The following is a 22818-nucleotide window of genomic DNA, read 5'->3' on the forward strand; positions in this document are numbered from 1 at the left end:
CGCCGGCATAAGGGCTTCCGGCGCGCGCCTGCTTTGATCCATCAGGACTCCTGCGGGACGCTGATTTCGGCGCCCGCAAAAGCCGCACGCCGCAAGCTTAGTTCGCCTCAATACGCGTGCGGAACAGCACCGTGTGATAGGGAATCCAGGTTGAGACGTTCCAGATCAGGTCCACATCGTCGCCGACCTCGTCAATCCACGGCTCAATGATGTTCGGACCGTAGAGCAAACCGTAATCGACATTCTCGTTGAGATTTGGATGATCATAGCCCCGCGCACAGCTTCCCGAACAATCAGGGTGATAGAGAATGCCGCCGGATGCATATTCGCCGGTCGGCGGGCTGGCCTCGGGATCGCCCGGATAAAAGACGTCTTCCGGCGGCGACCACGGCCCCCAGGGATCGTCGGCGGTTCTCATCCGGATCGCGCCATTTCCAATATCGACGTCACCGCACTGGCTTGCGCCGATAAACAGCTCCACCACGCCGCATGTCTGAAAGACCTGCACCGGGAAGGTGGACAGACTGCCGCCATAAAACATCACCCACTTGTTCAGATGTTCGACCCACACGACGCTCATTTGACCGACAATATCGTGCTGCTCGTCCTGAAACCCGGACGTGGTCGAATCGAGATCAAGCGGAACCGCATCCGCCTCCGACGTGCTGAATGTCGGCACGCCGCCGGAAAAGCCGGTGAAATAATGCACCGTCCAGCTGAAATTCGCGCCTGTCGGCATGTCTGCATAGGCGAAGTAGAGGCTCGCCGGCCGGCCGTTTGCGGCAACGCCGGCGAAATTCGTTCTGCCGAACAAGAACACGCGCCGATAGGAACCGGAAGAGCCGGCGACATTATAGTCCTGATTTGCCCCCCCGGCGCCGTTGGACGGCCGGAAATCCTGCACGGTCGCCGCCGTGACGTTCATGAACTTGTTGGTGACCCACTTTTTGCTGTTCGTGTAAAAACGGTCGTCTGTCGTGCTTCGAACGCCCACGCGCAGCGTAAAGCCGCTGGAGAGGATGCGGCCGGCGTCGGCCGTGCTGTACATCGTGCTTGTCTGATCCGAACAGAATCCGGAACCGGCAATCGGCCAGCCGAAGGCGTTTCTCATCGTGTCGTTCAGGCAACCGAACGTGCCGTCCACGCAAATGCCGGTAAATCCCTGCTCATCATCGTATTCTTCTCCCCAGAAAGCGAGACCGCCGTCGCACGTCATGTCGGCGCCGTTGCTCGTGCAGTTCGAGTTGGTCAAACAACCCTGAGGCTTGGAATGCAGAAAAATCGCGTATTCGTCGGTCCCGTTGCTCCACCCGGTCGACGGCGTTTTGAAGGCGTCGAGCCAGTGATTGTCGATATTCAACGCCTTCGCCTTGGCCGAGCTTGAATGTTGCGCCAACAAGACAGTAGGCAGATTGGTCGGCGAGATCAGAGAAGAATCGCTCCATGAGCTGAGATCGATCGAACCGAACGCATCGTCATAGGTGTAAGCCGTCTGCCCGGAAAGCGGATGATAGTCGGGGTCGATCGGATCTCCGCTTTCGGTTTCATGAGTGTCGCCCAAAAGCACCTTCAACTCGCCGTCATGCACATATGTCCAGCCGAGATCCGTGCCCGAAAAAGCGATTGTAATCGGCGATATGTTGGCCGGATCGAGATTATCCGGGCTGGCGAACGGGCCGAGAATCGTCGTGCTCCCGGCGCTGGGGTCTGCGGCCGCCGGCGCGCTGGCGGCCATGATCGCCGACAGGCCCGCAACGCATAAATGACTAAGCTTGTTCATCCGATTTCCTCCTCCTTGCGTGCTCGTTAGGGGAGGCTGCGCGCTGACTATGCGCGCTGCGCCTATGAGACATTGCCGCCCGCGAGCATCCTATTGGGTGCCTACCGGAAGGCTATCTAACATGTTAGTAAGTGGTTTTCTAGGGATTTTTGTTATCTTTATGCTTTTTTGTTCCATTTCTAACATGTCAAAAATGTCCAACACAGCGAGAACCCCGCGGCGCGGCCGCTCTTGAGCCAATCAGAAGGCATATCGCTAAGGCAGAAGAACTCATCGATCCTATCTACAAGGACGGCCGGCGATCCGCTTGAGGACTAAGTCAGCCGGGCGAGCGGATCGACACTGTTGATGTTTGTGGTTTCGATGAGCATACAAGCAAAGACCGCGGCGCGGCGGTCGTTCTCGGCGTCCATGAGGAGGTCGTTTGCGGCCGAGCGCGATAGCCCACATGGTTCGCTCAGCGACATTACTATCGATCTCAAGAAAGTTGTGCTCGTGATACGGGCCCAGTCGTTTGATGCCAGCGAGCGACTGTAGGCCGAAAGCAAGATGGGATAGTTGACGGCGTTGTCTGTAAGGGATGATTTTCAGCTCATCGTGGCCTAGTGAGGCGGCAAAGATGAGGCGGCGCTCCGGCAGCGGGGGCGGGTGAACAGCATATCATAACTATTCGCCGGGCGGCACGAACGCGCATTCGGACAGTTCACAGTCAGCACCGCGCCGACCAGGCGCAATTGGACGACGGACCGCCCGCCCTTTATTCAAGATGCAGCAGCCCCCTTCAATAGCCCCGGCCGATCTGGCGGCTGCAAAGTGAAAATCCGCTTTTGAATTTAAGGGGGCTAGATTTTGCGGCTTCCCTCACGGCATGCCGAACAAACGGTGCTGAATAAGTCGTCCGAATTCGCGTTCAGGGACTTTTTACAGAATTCCGATTTTCATTCGTCTACAGATAAACAATTTTAGCACAATCGAAGACGTTTGCCATGAGACCGGCGGGGCACTGGCCTTCGCGACAGAAGTTCAATATGCCGGCTCTTTTCCGTGACTGACTGGTGGGCGGTGACGGGTTCGAACCGCCGACCCTCTCGGTGTAAACGAGATGCTCTACCAGCTGAGCTAACCGCCCTTTTCGCGCCGCAGCGCAAGGCCCCGCATCGGGGCCGCATCTCCTAGCGCGGGGGCCGTCCGGGATCAATGCAGAAAGACCGCCGAAAAAGCCCCCCAAAAAGAAAACGCCGGCGGAAAGCCCCGCCGGCGTTTTCTTGAAGGCTGTTTTCCCGCCCTAGTTAAGAGCGTCTTTCAGGCCCTTGCCGGCGGAGAATTTCGGCTGCGTCGAGGCCGGGATCTGGATCGTCTCGCCGGTGCGCGGATTGCGGCCCTCGCGGGCCTTGCGCTTGGCTGCGGAGAAGGTGCCGAAGCCTACAAGGCGCACATCGTCGCCGGCTTTCAGCGCGTTGGTGATGGCGTCGAAGACGGCGTCCACGGCCTTCGCCGCTTCTGATTTGCTCATGTCGGACATGTCGGCGACACGATCGATAAATTCGTTTTTGTTCATTCCTCCGGCCTTTCATTGTTTCGGGAAGTGAAAAAGCGACCTGACGCGGATTTTACGGCGGGGCCGGAGGCCAAAGCCAAGGAAAAATGGCGTAAAATAAGGGTTTCCTTTCCCCATACCATCTAAGCCGCTGTTTCTTTTGAGCTATTTTTTGAAGAAATTTTCTTTCGCAAATGCGGAAAACGGCGGAATTTCGGGGTTTTTCACGAAAAAGCCGCCCCCTTTCGGGGGCGGCCGATTCGTTTTGGACCTGCAAGAAGGGCCTAGTGCGTGACCACGGAGGCGCTGTCGCCGCCCGTTTCGCCCGTCGGCGCAGGCTCCACCGGCTCGCTCCACTCGATGGGCGTCAGCTTTTGCGTCAGCGCATGCGCCAGCACCTCGTCCACCGTGGAGACCGGAATGATCTTCAGGTCCTCTTTCACATTGTCCGGAATGTCGGCGAGATCCTTCTCGTTTTCTTCCGGAATGAGCACGGTTTTGACGCCGGCGCGGAGCGCGGCCAGGAGCTTCTCTTTAAGGCCGCCGATGGCGAGGACGCGCCCGCGCAGCGAGATCTCGCCGGTCATGGCGATGTCCTTGTGCACCGGCACGCCGGTGAGGACCGAGACGATCGCCGTCGCCATGGCGACGCCGGCGGACGGCCCGTCTTTCGGGGTCGCGCCTTCGGGCACGTGAATGTGGATGTCGGTCTTTTCAAAGACCGGCGGCTCGATGCCGAACTCCACGGCGCGGCTCTTGACGTAAGACGAGGCCGCGGAGACGGACTCTTTCATCACGTCTTTGAGATTGCCGGTCGGGGTCATCTTGCCCTTGCCCGGCATTTTCACCGCTTCGATGGTGAGAATGTCGCCGCCGACGGATGTCCAGGCGAGGCCCGTCACAACGCCGATCTGGTCTTCACGATCGATTTCGCCATACCGGTATTTCGGCACGCCGGCGTAATCGTTGAGATTATCCGCCGTCACGACGACGCTTGTCGCCGCGCCGGTTTCGAGGTCGCGCACCGCCTTGCGGGCGAGTTTCGCCAGTTCGCGTTCAAGCGAGCGCACGCCCGCTTCTTGCGTATAGCGGCGGATCAGCATGGCGAGGCCGTCATCCTCGATCTTCCACTCTTCTTCCTTCAGCCCGTGGTTTTCCAGGAGCTTGGGGATCAGGTGGCGTTTGGCGATCTGGATCTTCTCATCTTCCGTGTACCCCGGAATACGGATGATCTCCATCCGGTCAAGCAAGGGCTGCGGCATGTTGAGCGAGTTCGCCGTGGTGATGAACATCACGTCCGAAAGATCGTAATCGACTTCGAGATAATGATCCGCGAAGGTCGAATTCTGTTCCGGATCGAGCACTTCCAAGAGCGCCGAAGCCGGATCGCCGCGGAAATCCTGGCCCATCTTGTCGATCTCATCCAGGAGGAAGAGCGGATTGGATTTCTTCGCCTTCTTCATGGACTGGATGATCTTGCCCGGCATGGAGCCGATATAGGTCCGCCGGTGGCCGCGGATTTCCGCTTCGTCGCGCACGCCGCCGAGCGACACGCGCACGAATTCGCGGCCCGTCGCCTCGGCGATGGATTTGCCGAGCGAGGTTTTGCCGACGCCCGGCGGGCCGACGAGGCAAAGGATCGGGCCTTTCAGCTTGCCCATCCGCTTTTGCACGGCGAGATATTCGACGATGCGCTCCTTGACCTTCTCAAGGCCGTAATGATCCGCATCGAGAACTTCCTCGGCCTTGCCGAGATCGCTCTTCACTTTCGACCGGTTGTTCCATGGGATGGAAGTCAGCCAGTCGAGATAGTTCCGGACCACCGTCGATTCCGCCGACATCGGGCTCATCTGGCGCAGCTTTTTCAGCTCGCCTTCCGCCTTCGTCCGGGCTTCCTTCGACAGCTTAGTCTTTTTGATCTTCTCTTCGAGTTCGGAAAGCTCGTCGCGGCCGTCATCGCCCTCGCCGAGCTCTTTCTGGATCGCCTTCATCTGTTCGTTGAGATAATATTCGCGCTGCGTCTTCTCCATCTGGCGTTTGACGCGGTTGCGGATCTTTTTCTCAACCTGAAGGACGCTCATCTCGCCTTCCATCAGCGCATAGACGCGCTCCAGGCGTTCGGCGACATTGGCGATCTCGAGGAGATCCTGCTTTTCCTGAATCTTGATGTTCAGATGCGAGGCCACCGTGTCGGCGAGTTTCGCGTACTCCTCGATCTGGCTGATCGAGACGATCACTTCCGGCGGCACGCGCTTGTTGAGCTTCACATAGGATTCAAACTGCGTGACGACGGAACGCGCCAGCGCTTCAAGCTCGGATTCGTCGCTTTCGCCTTCCTCGATATAAGTGGCCTCGGCTTCGAAATAGTCGTCGGTGCGCACATAGTTTTCGATGTGCGCGCGCGATTCGCCCTCGACCAGCACTTTCACGGTGCCGTCAGGCAGTTTCAAAAGCTGCATCACCGAGGCGATGACGCCGACGTCATAAATGTCTTCGGCCTGCGGATCGTCGTCGCTGGCGTCTTTTTGCGCGACGAGAAGGATTTTCTTGTCGTTCTGCATGACGTTTTCGAGCGCCGTGACGGATTTCTCACGACCCACGAACAACGGCACGATCATGCCCGGAAACACGACGATGTCGCGCAAGGGCAGCACTGGATAGGTTACGGTCTCGCTCATCAATTACTCCTGTCAGCACGCCCAAATCGCCCTTTAAAGGACTGCGGCGCGCGCCCGCTTCTCGCCCTCGCCTCTATTAGGGCGGCGGTTCGCCGGAATGCGCAACGCTTTGTGAAAGCCGCTGCGCGCAAGGCCGAACAGATGGGGCCGGCTAAAGCTCCCGCGGGCCTTGAATGGCGGACCGCCGTTATAAGACGACGGGGCGAATTCCCGGTTAATGTGGCGCTAAAATGCGTGATTTCAAGCATTGGCGGCAAACGCCGCGGCAAATGGGGAAAACGCCGCCCCGAGACTGGCCGGCGCGGCGTTTCCTGTTCGCATGAAGCAGCTTTCGCTGATCGGTCAGGCGCTGGCGTCGGCTTCCACCGCGCCCTTTTCCCGATCGGAATAAATGTAAAGCGGCGTGGCGTTGCCGTCGACGACCTCGCCGTTAACCACCACTTCGACGACCCCTTCGAGCGTCGGCAGTTCGAACATGGAATCGAGCAGAATGCCTTCCATGATCGAGCGCAGGCCGCGCGCGCCGGTCTTGCGCGCAATCGCCCTGCGCGCGATCGCCATTTTCGCGTCGTCGGTGAAGGTGAGTTTCACATCCTCCATTTCGAACAGACGCTGATATTGTTTGACGAGCGCGTTTTTCGGCGACGTCAAAATCTCGATGAGCGCTTCTTCGTCGAGATCCTCGAGCGTTGCGATCACCGGCAGACGGCCGACAAATTCCGGGATGAGGCCGAATTTCAGAAGGTCTTCCGGCTCGACTTCCTGAAGGATGTCGCCGATGCGCCGGTCGTCGGCGCTCTTCACTTCGGCGGAGAAGCCGATGGACGAGCCTTCGCCGCGCCCGGCGATGACTTTTTCAAGACCGGCGAACGCGCCGCCGACGATGAACAGGATGTTCGTCGTGTCCACTTGCAGGAATTCCTGCTGCGGATGCTTCCTGCCGCCCTGCGGCGGAACGGAGGCGACCGTGCCTTCCATGATTTTCAAAAGCGCCTGCTGCACGCCCTCGCCCGACACGTCGCGGGTGATCGAGGGGTTGTCCGATTTGCGCGAAATCTTGTCGACCTCGTCGATATAAACGATGCCGCGCTGCGCGCGTTCGACATTGTAGTCCGCCGACTGCAGCAGCTTGAGGATGATGTTCTCGACATCCTCGCCCACATAGCCCGCTTCGGTGAGCGTCGTCGCATCGGCCATGGTGAAAGGCACGTCGAGAATGCGCGCCAGCGTCTGCGCCAGCAGCGTCTTGCCCGAGCCCGTGGGACCGATCAGGAGAATATTCGACTTCGCCAGTTCGACGTCGTTGTTCTTGGCCGCATGATTGAGGCGCTTGTAGTGGTTGTGCACCGCGACCGAGAGCACGCGTTTCGCCTGCGCCTGGCCGATGACGTAATCGTCGAGAACCTTGTGAATTTGCTGCGGGCTCGGAACGCCGTCGCTCGCCTTGACCAGCGACGATTTCGATTCCTCGCGGATGATGTCCATGCACAGCTCGACGCATTCATCGCAGATGAACACCGTCGGGCCCGCAATCAACTTGCGCACCTCGTGCTGGCTCTTGCCGCAGAATGAGCAGTAAAGGGTGTTTTTCCCGTCACCGCCGCTTTTGCCGCCGATCTTGCTCACTATACCTGCACTCCTTCGTCAGCGCCGCTTGTTATCCCCGCAAAAATGGGGCCGCGCCGGTTTTTTCCGCCTCTTGCCCGGCCCCGCCGGTCCGGCGGCGCCGCGTGATGGCAAAACTGCACGAATGGCGCCAAGGCCAATTCCGCCTCCCGCCATAGGACCATATTCCGCCGTGGCCAATCAAGGAACCATTTCCTCATTGCCTTAACGGATATGGTGAATTTCCTCCTCAGCCCTCTGCGCCCTCGGTCCCGGCGCTGCGTTCGGAGAGAACCTTGTCGATCAGTCCGAAGGAAACCGCCTCTTCCGGGTCCATGAAATGGTCGCGATCGAGGGTTTTCTCAATGGTTTCATAGGATTGGCCGGTGTGTTCCACATAAATCTCATTCAGCCGGCGCTTCAGCTTGATGATGTCCTGGGCGTGGCGCTCAATATCGGAGGCCTGGCCCTGGAAGCCGCCTGAGGGCTGGTGGACCATGATCCGGGAGTTCGGCAGCGAGAAGCGCATGTCCTTGTCGCCGGCCGTGAGCAACAGCGAGCCCATGGAGGCGGCCATCCCGACGCACATGGTGGAGACCGCCGGGCGGATGAATTTCATGGTGTCGTACATCGCGAGGCCCGCCGAGACCGAGCCGCCCGGAGAGTTGATATAAAAGGAAATTTCCTTTTTGGGGTTCTCCGCCTCGAGAAACAGCAGCTGGGCGACGATCAGGGTCGAAATGCCGTCATGGACCGGCCCGGAGAGGAAGATGATCCGCTCTTTCAAAAGCCGGGAATAGATGTCGTAGGAGCGCTCGCCGCGGCTCGTCTGCTCGACCACGATCGGCACGAGCGTGTTCATGTAAACATCGTTGGGGTCTTTCATCGACATCCTCTTTCCAAATTCGGCCGCAGGCGGTCCTGCGGCGTCTTGTGACCTCTTACAGCCGGCGGCAAGGCGGGTCCGGCTTACGTTAATTCCAATCCTTAAGATGGGGTCTTATCGCGGCTGCGCCAGCCCCCTTTTTCACCACCTTAGCGTCTCCCGCTTAAGCGAGGGTTATTCTTTTGAAAATGCAAGATTTTCCTCGGAAATGGGTTAACAGCCATAAGGCAATTTCGATGCTGGCCCGAAACGGGCCGGAAGAGCCCGCGCGGCGGTCCGCCATCCGTTTAAGATCGGCACGGGGGGCGGCCGGGGCCGTCCCGGGAAAGAAAAGGAAGCCGGAACGGAAAACGGGCCGCATCCGCTGCGGCCCGCCTCGAAGTCCTGACGCTCTTTCGCCCCTCGCGCCTTAAAGGCCGGCCTCGAGCAGGGCGTCTTCGCCTTCCGGCTCTTCCATCAGCTTGTCCTTGGAGACGGTTTTGTCCGTCACCTCGGCGCGCTCGATGACATAGTCGACGACTTTTTCCTCGAACAGCGGGGCGCGGATCTGCTGAATGGCGCCCGGATTTTCCTGATAGAATTTGAGGACGTCCTGCGGGCTGATCTGCTGGCCCTGCATGGAGAGATACTGGGCTTCCTGCATCGCCTGGCGCTGGATCGCCTGTTGCAGCTCTTCGTTCGGGACCTGCACGTCGGCGCGCTTGCCGATCTCGGCGAGAACCAGCCCCAAGCGCACGCGGCGCTCGGCGATCTTCTTATATTCCTCTTTCAGCTCGTCTTCGGTCTTGTCCTTGTCTTCCTCGTCGCGCTCGGCGCTTTCGACCTGGCGCCAGATCTGCTCGAATTCGGCGTCGACCATGCCTTTCGGCAGTTCGAAATTGTGGCCTTCGTCGAGCTTGTCGAGGAGCGCGCGTTTCAGATGGCTGCGCGACAGGTTCTTGTAGTCGCTTTCGATGCGCTCTTTGACGCGCGATTTCAGATCGTCGAGGCTTTCAAGCCCGACCTGCTTGGCGAGCTCGTCATTGATCTCGACTTTCTCCGGCGCGCGCACTTCCTGCACCGTCACGTCGAAGGTCGCTTCTTTCCCGGCGAGCTCCTTGGCGTGATATTCTTCCGGGAAGGTCACCTTCACCTCGACCTCGTCGCCGGTCTTGGCGCCGGTCAGCTGGTCCTCGAAGCCGGCGATGAACTGACCCGAGCCGAGCACGAGCTCGAAGCCTTCGCCCTTGCCGCCTTCGAATTCCTCGCCGTCGATCTTGCCGACGAAATCGATGAGGAGCTGGTCTTTTTCCTGGGCCTTGGCGGTCTTGCCGCGCGCCTTGTAGCTGACCTGCTGTTCGGCGATGTTCTGAAGCGCTTCATCGACATCGCTTTCGGGCACTTCGGCGACCGGACGGGTCAGCTTCAGGCCGGCGACGTCCATGGGCTCGAAGCTCGGCAGAATTTCCGCATGCAGATCATATTCGAGATCGGCCTTGCCTTCGATCACATCCTCGATCTTGGAGATGAGATGGGGATGCGGCTGGGTCGCGGGCTGCAACTCGCGCTCGGAAAACGCCTTTTGCGACGTCTCGCTGACGACTTCCTGGATGATCTCGCTCATCATCCCCTTGCCGTACATTTTCTTTAGGAAAGAAACCGGCGCCTTCCCCTTGCGGAAGCCCTTGAGGTTGACCTTGCCTTTGACCTCGTTGAGGCGCGCGACAAGCTTTTCGTCGAGCTCCTCGGCGCTCACCTTCACCAGGAATTTGCGGTCGAGCCCTTCGGCGCTTTTTTCAATGACTTCCATCTTCCGTCTCGTCTCTTATCTGGCCGGCTGGCCGGTAAATCGTTTCGTTCCCGTTGCGTCCGCCTTCGCCAAGGCTTCGGCATGGCAGCCTTCGCCTGAGATCACTCAGGCATGGCGGGGAGGCTGTCAGCTCCCCCGAACCGGCTTGCCGAGCCGAAGCCTTGCGAAGCAGGCGAAGGCTGGTGCGGATGAGAGGACTCGAACCTCCACGCCTTGCGGCGCCAGAACCTAAATCTGGTGCGTCTACCAGTTCCGCCACATCCGCTAAGGCCGTCGCCTGACGCGAAAATCCATGTTTCCCATATGCAAAACGGGCCGCAGCCAAAGCGGCGACCCCCGATGCGAGCGGGCTTCTATAACAGAGAAAACCGGCCTGTCGAGGCGTCGCGGGGCGTCCGGCAGCCAAATTCTCCGAATTTGTCCGCCGGTTTTCAGTTTACGCGTTTTCTACGGCCAACCGGCCTCCACTGAGTGCTCGGGGGGCCGGAAAACGCTAGGGGAGCCCTTTTTCGAACCAGGTCACGTCGTGATAGCGGCCGAATTTGCGCCCCACCTCCCGATAGGTCCCGATCTCCTTGAAGCCGAAGCGCTGATGGAAGCGGATCGAGGCGTCATTGGGCAGAGCGATCCCGGCATAGGCGCGGTGCACGTCCTCGCCCGCAAGAGCCGAAAACAGCCGCTCATAGAGGGCCCGCCCGACCCCGCGCCCGCCGATCTCCGGCGGGACATAGACGGTCGTTTCGACCGAGGTCGAATAGGCCTTCTTGGGTTTGAAGGCCATGGAGCCGGCGTAACCGGCGAAGGCCCCGTCCATCTCGGCGACGAAAAGCTGGTGCGGGCCGGCCTTAGCGAACTGGGCGAACCAGGGTTCGCGCTCCGCCGCCGTGAAGGCGCCCACATCGAAGGTGACCGCCGTCGTCTCCACGAAATGATTGTAGAGCGCGGTGATCGCCTCGAGATCGCGGCGCTCGGCATGGCGGACGGCAACGCTCATTGCTGGGCGGCGCCGCCGTGCGGTCCGGGCTGAGGGCCCGCCTCGCCCGTCTGTTGTTGTGGGGGCGCGAAAAGCTGGCGCAACACGGAAGGGACGGCGCGCGGCAGGTCTTCGGCGATGAGCCCCGGCCCCGCCGCCTGGCCGCAGGCGCCGTGGAGCCAGACGCCCGCAGCGGCGCCGGCGAAGCCGTCCATCCCTTGCGCCTTCAACCCCGCGATGAAACCGGCGAGGACGTCGCCGGCGCCGGCGGTCGCAAGATCGGGCGGCGCATTGGCGTTGATGAGCGCGCGTCCATCCGGCGCGGCGATCGCCGTGTCGGGGCCTTTCAGGACAACGACGCATCCGGCTTTGGCGGCGGCGGCGCGCGCCATGGCGAGCTTGCCCTCGCGTTTCGCCTCTTCGGGAAAGAGCCGCGCAAACTCGCCCGTATGCGGCGTCAACACGTCGTCGGGCCGCAAGGCGGCGAACAAAGCCTGCCGGTCGTCGGCGAAGCTCGTCAGCGCATCGGCGTCGAGGACGGCGCCTGCCTTACTCGCCAGGACCGTAAGAATCTTTTCCTTCGTCTCAGGCCCGACGCCCATGGCCGGCCCGGCGACGGCGACCATGCGGATGCGTTCGGCGTCGGCGAGATGCGCGCTGACCTCTTCGCTCGTATCGCACGCCCGCAGCATGATCGCCGTTAAGTGCGCCGCATGCACGGGCGCGGCGTCCGACGGCGACAGGACGGTGACGAGCCCCGCCCCGGCGCGCAGGGCGCCCTCCGCCGAGAGCCTGATGGCGCCGGTGTTCAAAGGCCCGCCCGACAGCGCCATCACCGAGCCGCGCGCATATTTATGGCCCGCCCAGCGCGGACGCGGATACAAGCCGCCCCACAAGGCCGGCACGTTTTCATAAGTCTTGGCCCCGGTCGCCGCCGTCATCGCATCGTCGATGCCGATATCGGCGACATCGACGGCGCCGCAGAGCGCCCGTCCCGGAAACAGAAGATGGCCGAGCTTGCGGGCGTGAAAAGTGACCGAGCGCGTCGCCTCCACCGCGACGCCCATCACGGCGCCGGTGTCCGTATGCACGCCGGAGGGAAGATCGACGGCGAGCACCGGCGCGGGATGCGCGTTCATCGCCTCGATCGCTTCTTTGGCGGAGCCTTCGACATCGCGCGCCAGCCCCGTGCCGAAAATCGCATCGATAATGAGCCCCGCCCCGCCCAGAAAATCGGATGAAAAATCGGCAATCTCGCCTTCATAGAGATCGGCCATCAGCTTGGCGTCGCCTTTGAGCGCTGCTTTGTCGCCGATCAGCGCCAGCGTCACCGGCCAGCCCGCCCCGGCGAGGACCCGCGCCGCGACGAACCCGTCGCCGCCATTATTGCCGGGCCCGCAGACCACGGCGACCGGCCGCCTGGTCCAGCCGCGCATGGCGATTTCAGCGGTCTTGGTCCCCGCACTCTCCATCAGCGCCGCGGAGGCCGTGCCCGATGCAATCGCGGCGGCTTCGGCCGCACGCATTTCGTCTCCGGACAGGACAATTAACGGGTTCACGCCTTGAGACCTTTCTTAACACGCTGACTGTAGTAGAAAGGCTTATCAAATTCCGGCCCGAATCGAAACTTGGGTTGAAACTTGGATTGAAACTGGGGCCGAAACGCAAACCACGCGAGACGACATGAAGAAAATCGAAGCGATTATCAAACCGTTCAAACTCGACGATGTGAAGGAGGCGCTTCAGGAAGAAGGCCTTCAGGGCATGACCGTCACCGACGTGCGCGGCTTCGGCCGGCAAAAGGGGCACACGGAGCTTTATCGCGGCGCTGAATATGTCGTCGATTTCCTGCCCAAGGTGAAAATCGAGCTGGTGCTCGACGACGGACAGGTCGAACGCGCGGTCGAGGCGATCAAAAACGCCGCCCATTCGGGCCGTATCGGCGACGGCAAGATTTTCGTCTCGCCGATTGAGGACGCCGTCAGAATCCGCACCGGGGAAACCGGGCGGGACGCCATTTAATGGCGGCCAGCGCGACCGTTCCCGTCCCGGCGGAAGACCGCATCTTCGAAAGCTTCACCGCCGCGCTCGCCCGCGCCGAGCGTTTTGAAGAGCCCTATCGTCACTGGCTGATCCGCGACGTCCTGCCTTCGGATATTCTCGAGGACCTCGCCGCGCTCGACTTTCCTCTGGCCGATGTCAGCGACAAATCCGGCAAGCGCGAATATCACAACGAGACGCGCCATTATATCGACCGGGAGAACATCGCCGCCCACCCTCAGGCGGCCGCCCTCGCCCACGCTTTTCAGGCGCCCCGCATGGCGGGCGCCGTTGAGGCGTTTTTCGAAACCGACATTGAGGGAACCTTTCTGCGCATCGAATATGCGCAGGACATGACCGGCTTCTGGCTCGAACCGCACACCGATCTCGGCGTCAAGCGCCTCACCGTGCTGCTTTACCTGCCGAACGGCGAAGGCCAGGACGATCTGGGCACGGACATTTACAACAGCGACAAGAGCTGGGCGAAGCGCTCGCCCTTCACGCCGAACTCGGCGATGGCGTTCGTGCCCGGCGGCGACACCTATCACGGCTTCGAACCCCGGGAGATCAAGGGCGTCAGGAAGTCCCTCATTCTCAATTACGTCACCACCGACTGGCGCGACCGCGAACAGCTTTGCTTTCCGGACAAGACGGTGACGCGATAACAACCCTCCCCTCTCCTCTCTGAGGAGAGGGCTTTTCTTCTCGCTTGTTAAGCCCGCCCCAATAACGCGAACCGGATCCCCGGCGTTCATCATTTCCCATGAATTCTTACCGGAATCCCGCTTTCGGTGCGTAGTTATCCACGGGATGCGCGGCGGCTTTATAGTGCCCTGTTTGTCGTTTTCGCGCGCTTTGAGGCATACGCGCCGCAAACGCATCCATGTCATGCCCGGCGGTCACCTTGGCCAAAGGAACGCGCGGGCAGTCGAAGAAAGAAAGAGGCGCCCCCCCCCCCCGTGACGCATCGTGTGAAACATCCCGTGGAACATTTTACGCAAATGGCGCCAAACTCGGCTGAAAGCCAGGAAAGACGGGGTTTAAAAGAAAAGGAGATTCCGTTTTACGCAATATGTTTCACGCGAAAGAACGCGCGCCGCGCTTCACGCCGCAAGCGGCTCGATGAGATGCGGCCCGTCATGGCGCGGCGAGTTGACCTCGGTGGAGACCGGCCAGGCGCGCCAGAAGCCGGCGGGCGCGGCGCCGAGCAACCCCTGAAGCGCCGCCGCATCCCGCTCGTCCGCCTCGAGCCAGAGCTTGTAGGATTCCGGCGCGATGACCACCGGCTCGCGGCTGTGCAGCGGGGCCATGTCGGGCCCGGCGGGCGCGGTGAGGATCGCCAGCGTGTCGATCTCGCCGCCATCGGGGTCGATCGCCGTCTCCCATATCCCGGCCAGGCCGATGAGCCCGCCCTTGCGCTTGCCAATCGCAAAGGGCTGTTTCGATTTCGCCGGGCGCGCCTGCCATTCGTAAAAACCGTCGGCGGGCACGAGACAGCGCCGGCGCCGGTACGCGTTTTTAAAGCTCGCCTTTTCAAGCACGGTTTCGCTGCGCGCATTGATCAACGGGCGCTTGGCGAGATTTGCGAGAAACTCACCCTTCGCCCAGGACGGGACGAAGCCCCAGCGCATCAGGGCGTATTCGCGCCGGCGCCGCTCGCCGATGCGGATTGCGCCCACAGGCTGGGTCGGACAGATATTATAACGCGGCGGAAAGTTGTCGCGCACATCGACGCCGAACGCCGCCGCCACTTCCGACGGCGCCGATTTGAGGTAAAACCGTCCGCACATCCCGCGCCTGCTCCTTTGTCTCGCCGCCTTTCAGAAATGATGATGATCAGATGTTCCTTGCTCCATCACGATACGCCGCCGGCGCGATTCTTTAAGAGCAGGAGCCTTTGCGGCATGAAGCGCTGGGCGGCATGAAGCGCTGACTGGCGAACGTCTGTCCATCTTTTTCCCAAGGCGTTGCTGGCCTATGACCAAGGCTCCTGGAGTATACGGAGAAAGATGAGCGACAGGGAGAAAAACTTCACCGGTCCCGTGATCGCTGCCGTCGGCGCGGTGGTGTTTCGCGGAGACGAGGTCCTCGTCATCCGGCGGGGCCGCGCGCCCTTGAAAGGCCAGTGGTCGATCCCCGGCGGCAAGGTGGAATATGGCGAGCGCCTCCACGACGCGCTCGCCCGCGAAGTGCGCGAGGAGACCGGCGTCGAAATCCGGGTTCTCGGGCTTCTCGACGTCTTCGAAAGCCTGCCCTCTTCGTCCCAAGACCGCGGCCCGGCCGATGAGGCCGCCCCCGCGGAGGACGCCGCGACGCGGCTGTCCGCGAGCGAAAACAAAACCGCGCCCCATTACGTCATGATCGACTACGCCGCCGAGTGGGTCTCCGGCGAGCCAAGGCCCGGCGACGACGCCGAAACGGCGGAATTCGTCAGTATGGAAGAGGCCAAGCGCCGGATTGCGTGGGATACGACCCGGCGCGCCGTCGCCCGGGCCGCCGAGTGGCGGCGCCAAAACCCCGGCAAGGGTCGCGCCCAAGGTCCCACATTGTCATAATCCGGCTATATTTCGATTGAAAAGAGGCTCCATGATCGTTCGCATTCTTATCGCCGGGTGTCTTGCCTGCCTGCCGCTCGCCGCCGCGGCGCAGGATCTCGAAACCTATCAGCAGCGCCAGAAGGACCTGACGGCCCTTTCCGGCCTCTTCGGCGAGCTGCATCATATCCGGCGCACCTGCGAGCCGCGCTACGAAGGCGATGTCTGGCGCGAGCGGATGAAAAAACTGATCGAGCTCGAAGAACCGCAAAACAGCGAACGCGAAGCCATGGTGCAAGAGTTCAACAAGGGTTATCGCGGCGCCCGCCGGCGCTTTCCTTCCTGCGACCGGCGCGCGCGCCATTATGCGGCGGGACGCGCGGCGCAAGGCGACGCCATTATCGCGCGCCTCAGCGAGGCCTTGCGCGAGACCGGGGAAGAGACGTTCGAACCGTCGCCTTATGTGATTGCGCCACCGCCCGGCCAGCCGCAGGATTAATAATCCGTAGACGGAGCATTACGCTTCGCCGCCGAAAAATTTCCAGCCGAGCGTTTGCCCGGCCAGAAACGGCGTCAGACGCGCATCGGCAGGACCCAGATGATCCGGCACGACGACCTCTTCTTTTTTCAGCGTCACTTTTGCGCTGTTCAGCGGCAGGCCGTAAAAGCGGGGTCCGTGTTCAGAGGCAAAGGCTTCCAGTTTGTCGAGGGCGCCTTCCTCTTCGAAGGTCGCCGCATAGCTTTCCAGCGCGAACGGCGCATTGAAAATGCCGGCGCAGCCGCAGGCGGACTCTTTCGCGGCCTCCGCATGGGGCGCGGTGTCCGTGCCCAGAAAAAACTTCGGCGAGCCCGAGGTCGCGGCGCGGCGCAGGGCGAGCCGGTGTTTTTCGCGCTTGGCGACCGGCAGGCAGTAATGATGGGGCCTGAGGCCGCCTTCGAAGATGGCGTTGCGGTTGATGCGCAAATGATGCGGCGTGATCGTCGCGGCGATATTGGCGCCGCTCGCCATGACGAACGCGACGGCTTCGTCCGTGGTCACATGTTCGAAAACGATCTTCAGGTCCGGAAAATCCCGGACCACTTTCGTCAGGACGCGTTCGATGAATACCGCTTCGCGATCGAAGATGTCGATGTCTTTGTCGGTCACCTCGCCATGCACCAGAAGCGGCATGCCCATGCGCTGCATCGCTTCGAGCACCGGATAGATATTCGCGATGTCGGTGACGCCGTGACTGGAATTGGTCGTCGCATTCGCAGGATAGAGCTTGCAGGCGGTGAAAACGCCCGCTTCAAACCCGCGCTCCACCTCCCCTGCGTCGAGCGTATCGGTGAGGTAGCAGGTCATCAGCGGCGTGAAGTCATAGGCCTCATCCGCCGCCGCCATGATGCGCGCGCGGTAAGCCTCTGCGGCCTCGGCGGTCGTTACCGGCGGGGCGAGATTGGGCATGATGATGGCGCGGGCGAACTGGCGCGCCGTATAATTCGCCACCGCCTCGAGCATCGCCCCGTCGCGCAGATGCACATGCCAGTCGTCGGGCCGGCGCAGGACGAGACGGTCCGCGTCGCCGGAAATCGGGTCTTTGGATTGCGTCATGGCCCGTCTTTTAGGCCTGTCGGCGCCCGAGGCACAAGAGACGGGGCCGCCCTCGCCGCCGCGAATCGTGACTTTGCAATCCGCCTGAAGGCCCTTACATGCGGGCGGTTATGAGCCAGACCGAACGCCTTTCCGACCGCGCCGTCATCCGCCTTGAAGGCGAGGACCGCCTTTCCTTCCTGCAAGGGGTCGTCACCCAGGACCTCGACCGGCTGAAGGAGGCGCCGGCGATCTTCGCCGCGTTGTTGACGCCGCAGGGAAAGATCCTGTTCGACTTCTTCATCGTCAAAGCCGACGGCGCGCTTTATCTCGACTGCAACGCCGAGGCTGCGCCGGCGCTGTTGAAACGGCTTTCCCTTTACAAGCTCCGGGCGAAGGTCGCGCTCGAGATCGACGAAAGCCTGCATGTCGTCGCGAGCGAAAGCGAACTGAACGAAGGTTTCGCTTTCGCCGATCCGCGCCTTGCCGCGCTGGGTTGGCGCGCCCTTGTTGAAAACGGCGATGATGCTGAGGACGGCGATTATGACCGGCGGCGCATCGCGCATGGCGTTCCCGAATTCGGCAAAGACTTCGCCAGCGACGAGATGTTCCTCCTCGATGTGAATTATGACGCGCTCGCCGGGGTCAGTTACAAAAAGGGCTGCTTCATCGGACAGGAAGTGTCTAGCCGCATGAAGCGCAAGGGCGATCCGCGCCGTCGCACGGCGATCGCCACTTTCGAAGGCCCCGCGCCGGAAAAAGGCGCGGCGATTACAGCGGGCGGCTCGACCCTCGGCGAAATCATGAGCGGGACCGGAACCGGGGCCCTGGCGATGATCCGCCTCGACCGCTGGGAAAAGGCGGAGACGGAAGAAACGCCCGTGGAATGCGGCGGCGCGGCGCTGCTATTGCAGATTCCGGCCTATCTCGAACAGGGCTAGGCTCCATGGCTGTCTGACGATAACAACAAGGAGGAACCGTCATGACGCCAACCGCAACCGCATTACTGGCATACGCATCCTGGTTCATAATTTTATTGTTGTGTCTCGCTTTCGTGCGCACCTCTCTCGTCATGGCTGGCAAGCGCGCCTCCAACTCCTTCGCCCCTTCGGGGGACGATATGGAGGGCTTCGCCAAACGCCTCACCCGGGCGCACGCCAACTGCTATGAAAATATGGGTCTCGTCGCCGCGGTGCTGCTCTACGCCATCGCAACGAACCAGACCGCCCTTACCGACGGGCTTGCCTATGTGTTTCTCGGCGCGCGCATAGCGCAGTCTGCAGCGCATCTCATCGCCACAAACCGCCTCTTCGTTTTCATTCGTTTTGCCTTTTTTGTTGTTCAGGTGCTAATCCTGATCTACTGGCTCTTGAAACTGTTCCACCTGATCTGAGCTGATGCCCCAAAAAGCCGCCAAGAAAGCCCCCTGCCTTTGGGCGCCCGTCGACGATCCCGTTTATCGCGACTATCACGATACGGAATGGGGCGTGCCCGAATATGACGACCGGGCGCTATTCGAAAAGCTGATCCTCGACGGCTTTCAGGCGGGGCTTTCCTGGCGCACCATCCTTTATAAGCGCGATAATTTCCGCAAAGCCTTTGACGGCTTCAACCCGGAGAAGATCGCGCGCTATACGCCTAAGAAAATCGACCGGCTGATGAACGATGCCGGCATCATCCGCTCGAAGACCAAGATCAATGCGGCCATCGGCAATGCGAAAGTCTATCTCGACATCATGGAGACAGAGCCGGACGGCTTTTCCGGATTCCTATGGGACTTCGTCGGCGGCGAGCCCATCGTCAACAAGCTGAAAGACTATCGCCAGCATCAGGTGAAATCGCCCGAAAGCGAGGCGATGGCGAAAGAGCTCAAAAGGCGCGGCTTCAAATTCTGCGGGCCTGTGATCGTCTACGCCTTCATGCAGGCTGTCGGAATGGTCAACGACCATGAGCAGCACTGCCCGCGCTGGAACGCGGTGCAAAAGCTCGCCCGCTAAGAGCGGCCCAGAGTTGCGCGCTCCGGCCGAAAGGCGCAAATTGGGAAAAATTCCCAATCTGGAAGCGCTCATCAATGTCCCAATTCCCCGCCGCCGACATACGCATCGTCGCCACCGGCCTTTACACCCCGCCCCACGCCATTTCGAACGACGAACTCGTCGCCGCCTTCAACGCCTATGTTGTGAAATTCAACGAGGACAATGCGGCGAAGATCGAGGCCGGCGAGATAGACCCGTTGCAACCGTCTTCTTCGGAATTCATCGAAAAGGCGTCCGGCATCAAATCGCGCTATGTCGTCGAGAAAGACGGCATTCTCGACATCGACCGCATGGCGCCGCGCGTCGCCGCGCGCCCTAACGAAGAGTTGTCGCTGCTCGCCGAAATCGCCGTCGCCGCCGCCCGCGACGCCATGCGCGCCGCCGACCTCAAACCCGTCGACATTGACGGCGTCATCTGCGCCGCCTCGAACATGCAGCGCGCCTACCCCGCGATCGCTGTTGAAATTCAGGCTGCGCTCGGCATTGAGGGCTTTGCGTTCGACATGAATGTCGCCTGCGCGTCGGCCGCCTTCGGCATCGAGACAGGCCTCGGCCTCATCCGCGCCGGGGCGCGCCGCATCCTGATGGTCAATCCGGAGATCTGTTCGGCGCACCTCAATTTCCGCAACCGCGACTGCCATTTCATTTTCGGCGACGTGGCGACGGCGGTGATCCTTGAACGCGCCGACGGCGCGCCTTCGGGCGAGGCCTGGGAGATCCTCGGCACACGCCTCAAAACCCAATTCTCCAACAATATCCGCAACAATTTCGGCTTTCTCAATCATTGCGAGCGCGAGACCGGCGCCCCCGCCGATCCGCAGACCGATCCGGCGACGGACAAGCTGTTCATGCAGGAAGGCCGCAAGGTCTTCAAAGACGTCGTGCCCATGGTCAGCGAGCTGATTTCAACCCATCTCGGCGATCTCGGCGTCGCGCCGGAAACCGTCAAACGCTTCTGGCTGCATCAGGCGAACCTCGCCATGAACGAGTTCATCGCCCGCAAGGTGCTCGGCCGCGACGCGACGCGCGAAGAGGCGCCGGTCATTCTCGACGCCTACGCCAACACCTCCTCGGCCGGGTCGATCATCGCTTTTCACAAGCACAAGGCCGATTTCGCCGCCGGAGACATCGGCGTTATCTGCGGTTTCGGCGCAGGCTATTCGGCCGGCTCCGTGATTGTTCGCAAAGCCGCTTAATCCGGCCTTCACTATTGCGGCGACAATGTTAAGACCGGCGGATTAGCATTTGCCGGACGCATGCAAAGAAAGACGTCATGACCAATCATCTGCATAAAGGCGATTTGCCGGAGGGGCTCGATCTCGGCCCCGTCGTGGCCATCGATTCGGAGACCATGGGGCTGATCCCCCAGCGCGATCCGCTTTGCGTCGTCCAGCTTTCCGCCGGAGACGGAAACGCCCATCTCGTCCAGCTCGACCGCAAGACCTACGATGCGCCGCGGCTGAAGGCGCTCCTCGCCGACCCGAAGATCCTCAAGATCTTCCATTTCGCCCGATTCGACATCGCCGCCTTCCAGCACTGGCTGGGCGTGCGGACCGCGCCGGTCTACTGCACCAAAATCGCCTCCAAGCTGTGCCGCACCTATACCGACCGGCACGGGCTGAAGGACGTGACCCGCGAGCTTCTCGGCGTCGAAATCTCGAAACAGCAGCAATCCTCGGACTGGGGCGCCGAAACCCTCAGCGACGCCCAGATCGACTATGCGGCCTCTGACGTCCTTTATCTCCACGCCCTCAAGGAGAAGCTCGACGCCATGCTGGCCCGGGAAGGCCGCACAGAGCTCGCAGAGGCTTCATTCGGCTTCCTGCCGACCCGGGCGGCGCTCGATCTCGCCGGATGGCCCGAAACCGACATCTTCGCCCATTCGTAACCGCCTTTTCGAACGAAAAGGCCCCGCCCCTTGTTTCCCTCACGCCCCCGCGCGACTATATGAAAGGGCAGGCCCCGGCCGCCCCGCGAGGCGGGGGCGAGGCTTTCGGACGATAAGGAAACCCGAGGGGTCATGACGACCACCGTCACGCATAAGGAACAGCCCGCCGCCAATGCGCCGACGCCGCTGCCGCAGCGCCGCCGGGTCCTGGACAGCTTGCCCTCGCAGGCGCGCACCACCGGCGATCAGGCCGCCGCACGCTCGCGCATGGTCAAACGCCTGCGCCTCGCCCTGCCGATCCTGGCGCTCGTCCTGGTCGCCGCGTTCTTCTTCAACACAAAATCCAACGACGTCGACAAGGCCTTTCTCGACGATTTCAAGGACGTCTCCGCCTCGGCGGAAGAATTGCGCATGGCCAATCCGCGTTTCGCCGGCGTCGACAATGAGGGCAAACCTTTCGAAATCACAGCGAACACCGCCATCCAGAACACCAAAATCAAGGACGTCGTTACGCTCGACAAACCCCGCGCCGTACAGGGCGAGAACAATGAGTCGACGGTCGTCACAGCCGACAAAGGCGTCTATCGCTCAGACATCAACATTCTTGAACTTGAGGACAGCGTCACCCTGCAACATAATGTCGGCGCGGAGAGCTATGTCTTCAAATCGCCTTCCGCCACGGTTGCGATCAAAGACGAAGTCGTCACCAGCGACGCCGGCGTCGGCGGCGAAGGAACAGATGGGAGCACGCTCCAGGCGGATCACATGAAAGCCTATAACAGCGAAGGCCGGGTCGTCTTCGAAGGCAATGTGCGCATGCGCATTTATCCGAAAAGCTCGCCCGCCCCTCTCGAACAACAAAGCGCCCCGGAAAAACCCGAGCTCAGAGATTCAGGAAACGATACGCCGCAATGAACCCGATCAGATTATCGAGGCCCGCCTTCTTGTTCGCCGCCGCCTTTTTCGCCGGCGCCCTTCCCGTCAGGGCGCAGCTTATCTCCGCCGCCGGCGACAGCGACGAACCCATCGACATCACCGGCGACACGGCGGAGTTTCAGGACAATCATGCGGTCTGGACCGGCCATGTCCGCGTCGTTCAGGGAGAAGCCATTCTCACTTCAGAACGGCTTGAAGCGGTGCTCAACGACGACGGCGATATCGAAACCATCACCGCCATCGGCGCCGTGCGCTATTCAAACGGCAAGGAAGCGATTACCGGCGAGCACGCCGTCTTCAATGACGAAAAACGCACCATCGTCATGACTGACAATGTGATCGTCACCCAGGGCAAGCAAGTCATGTCCGCCGGCAAGATCACCTACTGGGTCGACACCGGCAAAGTTCTTTTCACCCCCGAGCCGGGCAAGCGCATTCGCGGCCTGTTCTTCACCGGCAAGGAAGAAGACGAACAATCGTGACGGAGTCCGGCCGCAGCGGCCAACCTCAACAAGGCATTAAGGTTAACAGCTGAATTTCACGGAACGTTAAAGAGAGGCGCG

General features: G+C 61.2%; 21 protein-coding genes and 2 tRNA genes. 11 read left to right on the forward strand and 12 right to left on the reverse strand.

Annotated elements, in window-relative coordinates; translation table 11 throughout:
• Positions 1–97: 97 nt before the first annotated feature.
• The 10 genes from CW354_RS00610 to CW354_RS00660 form a co-directional block, all read right to left on the reverse strand.
• Complete coding sequence (locus CW354_RS00610; protein ID WP_104828114.1) at positions 98–1780, reverse strand: glycoside hydrolase family 183 protein; 1683 nt, start codon at positions 1778–1780, stop codon at positions 98–100.
• Positions 1781–2833: 1053 nt separating this feature from the next.
• Positions 2834–2909, reverse strand: a tRNA-Val gene (locus CW354_RS00615).
• 156 nt (positions 2910–3065) lie between these two features.
• Entirely contained in the window at positions 3066–3338 is a 273-nt protein-coding gene (locus tag CW354_RS00620; RefSeq protein WP_104828115.1) for an HU family DNA-binding protein, read from the reverse strand.
• A 263-nt stretch (positions 3339–3601) separates the two neighbouring features.
• Positions 3602–5995: an endopeptidase La gene (gene lon / locus CW354_RS00625; RefSeq protein WP_104828116.1), complete on the reverse strand. Its 2394-nt coding sequence runs from the start codon at positions 5993–5995 to the stop codon at positions 3602–3604.
• Between the two features lie 342 nt (positions 5996–6337).
• Entirely contained in the window at positions 6338–7621 is a 1284-nt protein-coding gene (clpX, locus tag CW354_RS00630; RefSeq protein WP_104828117.1) for an ATP-dependent Clp protease ATP-binding subunit ClpX, read from the reverse strand.
• A gap of 229 nt (positions 7622–7850) precedes the next feature.
• Positions 7851–8486, reverse strand: a complete 636-nt coding sequence (locus tag CW354_RS00635) for an ATP-dependent Clp protease proteolytic subunit (protein ID WP_104828464.1) — start codon at positions 8484–8486, stop codon at positions 7851–7853.
• Positions 8487–8895: 409 nt separating this feature from the next.
• Positions 8896–10275, reverse strand: a complete 1380-nt coding sequence (gene tig / locus CW354_RS00645; protein WP_104828119.1) for a trigger factor — start codon at positions 10273–10275, stop codon at positions 8896–8898.
• Positions 10276–10455: 180 nt separating this feature from the next.
• Positions 10456–10540 (reverse strand) — tRNA-Leu (locus CW354_RS00650).
• Between the two features lie 228 nt (positions 10541–10768).
• Complete coding sequence (locus tag CW354_RS00655; protein ID WP_104828120.1) at positions 10769–11269, reverse strand: GNAT family N-acetyltransferase; 501 nt, start codon at positions 11267–11269, stop codon at positions 10769–10771.
• Positions 11266–12807 (reverse strand): NAD(P)H-hydrate dehydratase, encoded by a 1542-nt coding sequence (locus CW354_RS00660; protein WP_104828121.1) that lies wholly within the window; start codon positions 12805–12807, stop codon positions 11266–11268. The genes CW354_RS00655 and CW354_RS00660 overlap by 4 nt, the downstream gene beginning before the upstream one ends.
• 124 nt (positions 12808–12931) lie before the next feature.
• Between CW354_RS00660 and CW354_RS00665 the strand changes: the two genes are divergently transcribed.
• Together CW354_RS00665 and CW354_RS00670 are read left to right on the forward strand one after the other, a co-directional pair.
• Positions 12932–13270 (forward strand): P-II family nitrogen regulator, encoded by a 339-nt coding sequence (locus CW354_RS00665; protein ID WP_104828122.1) that lies wholly within the window; start codon positions 12932–12934, stop codon positions 13268–13270.
• Entirely contained in the window at positions 13270–13953 is a 684-nt protein-coding gene (locus tag CW354_RS00670; RefSeq protein WP_104828123.1) for a 2OG-Fe(II) oxygenase, read from the forward strand. The genes CW354_RS00665 and CW354_RS00670 overlap by 1 nt, the downstream gene beginning before the upstream one ends.
• A gap of 438 nt (positions 13954–14391) precedes the next feature.
• On the opposite strand, the gene CW354_RS00675 is transcribed toward CW354_RS00670, so the two are convergent.
• A complete protein-coding gene (locus CW354_RS00675; protein ID WP_104828124.1) occupies positions 14392–15078 on the reverse strand; it encodes an SOS response-associated peptidase in 687 nt (228 codons plus the stop codon).
• A gap of 219 nt (positions 15079–15297) precedes the next feature.
• Between CW354_RS00675 and CW354_RS00680 the strand changes: the two genes are divergently transcribed.
• On the forward strand, positions 15298–15843 hold the full coding sequence (locus CW354_RS00680) for an NUDIX hydrolase (RefSeq protein ID WP_104828125.1): 546 nt from the start codon (positions 15298–15300) through the stop codon (positions 15841–15843).
• A 31-nt stretch (positions 15844–15874) separates the two neighbouring features.
• A complete protein-coding gene (locus CW354_RS00685) occupies positions 15875–16321 on the forward strand; it encodes a TIGR02301 family protein (protein ID WP_104828126.1) in 447 nt (148 codons plus the stop codon).
• Between the two features lie 18 nt (positions 16322–16339).
• Here the strand turns inward: CW354_RS00685 and pyrC are convergent, their stop codons facing one another.
• A complete protein-coding gene (pyrC, locus tag CW354_RS00690) occupies positions 16340–17416 on the reverse strand; it encodes a dihydroorotase (RefSeq protein WP_104828127.1) in 1077 nt (358 codons plus the stop codon).
• A gap of 110 nt (positions 17417–17526) precedes the next feature.
• Here pyrC and ygfZ point away from each other — a divergent pair, with 110 nt between their 5' ends.
• The 7 genes from ygfZ to CW354_RS00725 all read left to right on the forward strand — a co-directional run bounded on the left by ygfZ (position 17527) and on the right by CW354_RS00725 (position 22737).
• Positions 17527–18336: a CAF17-like 4Fe-4S cluster assembly/insertion protein YgfZ gene (gene ygfZ, locus CW354_RS00695; protein ID WP_165793457.1), complete on the forward strand. Its 810-nt coding sequence runs from the start codon at positions 17527–17529 to the stop codon at positions 18334–18336.
• A 41-nt stretch (positions 18337–18377) separates the two neighbouring features.
• Positions 18378–18788: an MAPEG family protein gene (locus tag CW354_RS00700; RefSeq protein ID WP_104828129.1), complete on the forward strand. Its 411-nt coding sequence runs from the start codon at positions 18378–18380 to the stop codon at positions 18786–18788.
• Positions 18789–18792: 4 nt separating this feature from the next.
• The gene (locus tag CW354_RS00705; RefSeq protein WP_104828130.1) at positions 18793–19392 is read left to right on the forward strand and encodes a DNA-3-methyladenine glycosylase I; all 600 of its coding nucleotides are present in this window, start codon (positions 18793–18795) and stop codon (positions 19390–19392) included.
• A 74-nt stretch (positions 19393–19466) separates the two neighbouring features.
• Positions 19467–20627, forward strand: a complete 1161-nt coding sequence (locus CW354_RS00710; protein WP_104828131.1) for a beta-ketoacyl-ACP synthase III — start codon at positions 19467–19469, stop codon at positions 20625–20627.
• 77 nt (positions 20628–20704) lie between these two features.
• Positions 20705–21319 (forward strand): ribonuclease D, encoded by a 615-nt coding sequence (locus CW354_RS00715; protein WP_104828132.1) that lies wholly within the window; start codon positions 20705–20707, stop codon positions 21317–21319.
• A gap of 132 nt (positions 21320–21451) precedes the next feature.
• Entirely contained in the window at positions 21452–22234 is a 783-nt protein-coding gene (gene lptC / locus CW354_RS00720; protein ID WP_104828133.1) for an LPS export ABC transporter periplasmic protein LptC, read from the forward strand.
• Entirely contained in the window at positions 22231–22737 is a 507-nt protein-coding gene (locus tag CW354_RS00725; RefSeq protein ID WP_104828134.1) for an LptA/OstA family protein, read from the forward strand. The genes lptC and CW354_RS00725 overlap by 4 nt, the downstream gene beginning before the upstream one ends.
• Positions 22738–22818 lie beyond the last annotated feature (81 nt).

Origin of the sequence: Hyphococcus luteus, from assembly GCF_002943565.1 — a bacterium.
Lineage (GTDB): Bacteria > Pseudomonadota > Alphaproteobacteria > Caulobacterales > Parvularculaceae > Hyphococcus > Hyphococcus luteus.

What these genes read in the sequence shown, in the direction of transcription:
- CW354_RS00610 (WP_104828114.1), bottom strand. Translation starts at nt 1,780, where the DNA reads ATGAACAAGCTTAGTCATTTATGCGTTGCGGGCCTGTCGGCGATCATG.
- CW354_RS00620 (WP_104828115.1), bottom strand. Translation starts at nt 3,338, where the DNA reads ATGAACAAAAACGAATTTATCGATCGTGTCGCCGACATGTCCGACATG.
- lon (WP_104828116.1), bottom strand. Translation starts at nt 5,995, where the DNA reads ATGAGCGAGACCGTAACCTATCCAGTGCTGCCCTTGCGCGACATCGTC.
- CW354_RS00635 (WP_104828464.1), bottom strand. Translation starts at nt 8,486, where the DNA reads ATGAAAGACCCCAACGATGTTTACATGAACACGCTCGTGCCGATCGTG.
- tig (WP_104828119.1), bottom strand. Translation starts at nt 10,275, where the DNA reads ATGGAAGTCATTGAAAAAAGCGCCGAAGGGCTCGACCGCAAATTCCTG.
- CW354_RS00655 (WP_104828120.1), bottom strand. Translation starts at nt 11,269, where the DNA reads ATGAGCGTTGCCGTCCGCCATGCCGAGCGCCGCGATCTCGAGGCGATC.
- CW354_RS00665 (WP_104828122.1), top strand. Translation starts at nt 12,932, where the DNA reads ATGAAGAAAATCGAAGCGATTATCAAACCGTTCAAACTCGACGATGTG.
- CW354_RS00670 (WP_104828123.1), top strand. Translation starts at nt 13,270, where the DNA reads ATGGCGGCCAGCGCGACCGTTCCCGTCCCGGCGGAAGACCGCATCTTC.
- CW354_RS00675 (WP_104828124.1), bottom strand. Translation starts at nt 15,078, where the DNA reads ATGTGCGGACGGTTTTACCTCAAATCGGCGCCGTCGGAAGTGGCGGCG.
- CW354_RS00680 (WP_104828125.1), top strand. Translation starts at nt 15,298, where the DNA reads ATGAGCGACAGGGAGAAAAACTTCACCGGTCCCGTGATCGCTGCCGTC.
- CW354_RS00685 (WP_104828126.1), top strand. Translation starts at nt 15,875, where the DNA reads ATGATCGTTCGCATTCTTATCGCCGGGTGTCTTGCCTGCCTGCCGCTC.
- pyrC (WP_104828127.1), bottom strand. Translation starts at nt 17,416, where the DNA reads ATGACGCAATCCAAAGACCCGATTTCCGGCGACGCGGACCGTCTCGTC.
- ygfZ (WP_165793457.1), top strand. Translation starts at nt 17,527, where the DNA reads ATGAGCCAGACCGAACGCCTTTCCGACCGCGCCGTCATCCGCCTTGAA.
- CW354_RS00700 (WP_104828129.1), top strand. Translation starts at nt 18,378, where the DNA reads ATGACGCCAACCGCAACCGCATTACTGGCATACGCATCCTGGTTCATA.
- CW354_RS00705 (WP_104828130.1), top strand. Translation starts at nt 18,793, where the DNA reads ATGCCCCAAAAAGCCGCCAAGAAAGCCCCCTGCCTTTGGGCGCCCGTC.
- CW354_RS00710 (WP_104828131.1), top strand. Translation starts at nt 19,467, where the DNA reads ATGTCCCAATTCCCCGCCGCCGACATACGCATCGTCGCCACCGGCCTT.
- CW354_RS00715 (WP_104828132.1), top strand. Translation starts at nt 20,705, where the DNA reads ATGACCAATCATCTGCATAAAGGCGATTTGCCGGAGGGGCTCGATCTC.
- lptC (WP_104828133.1), top strand. Translation starts at nt 21,452, where the DNA reads ATGACGACCACCGTCACGCATAAGGAACAGCCCGCCGCCAATGCGCCG.
- CW354_RS00725 (WP_104828134.1), top strand. Translation starts at nt 22,231, where the DNA reads ATGAACCCGATCAGATTATCGAGGCCCGCCTTCTTGTTCGCCGCCGCC.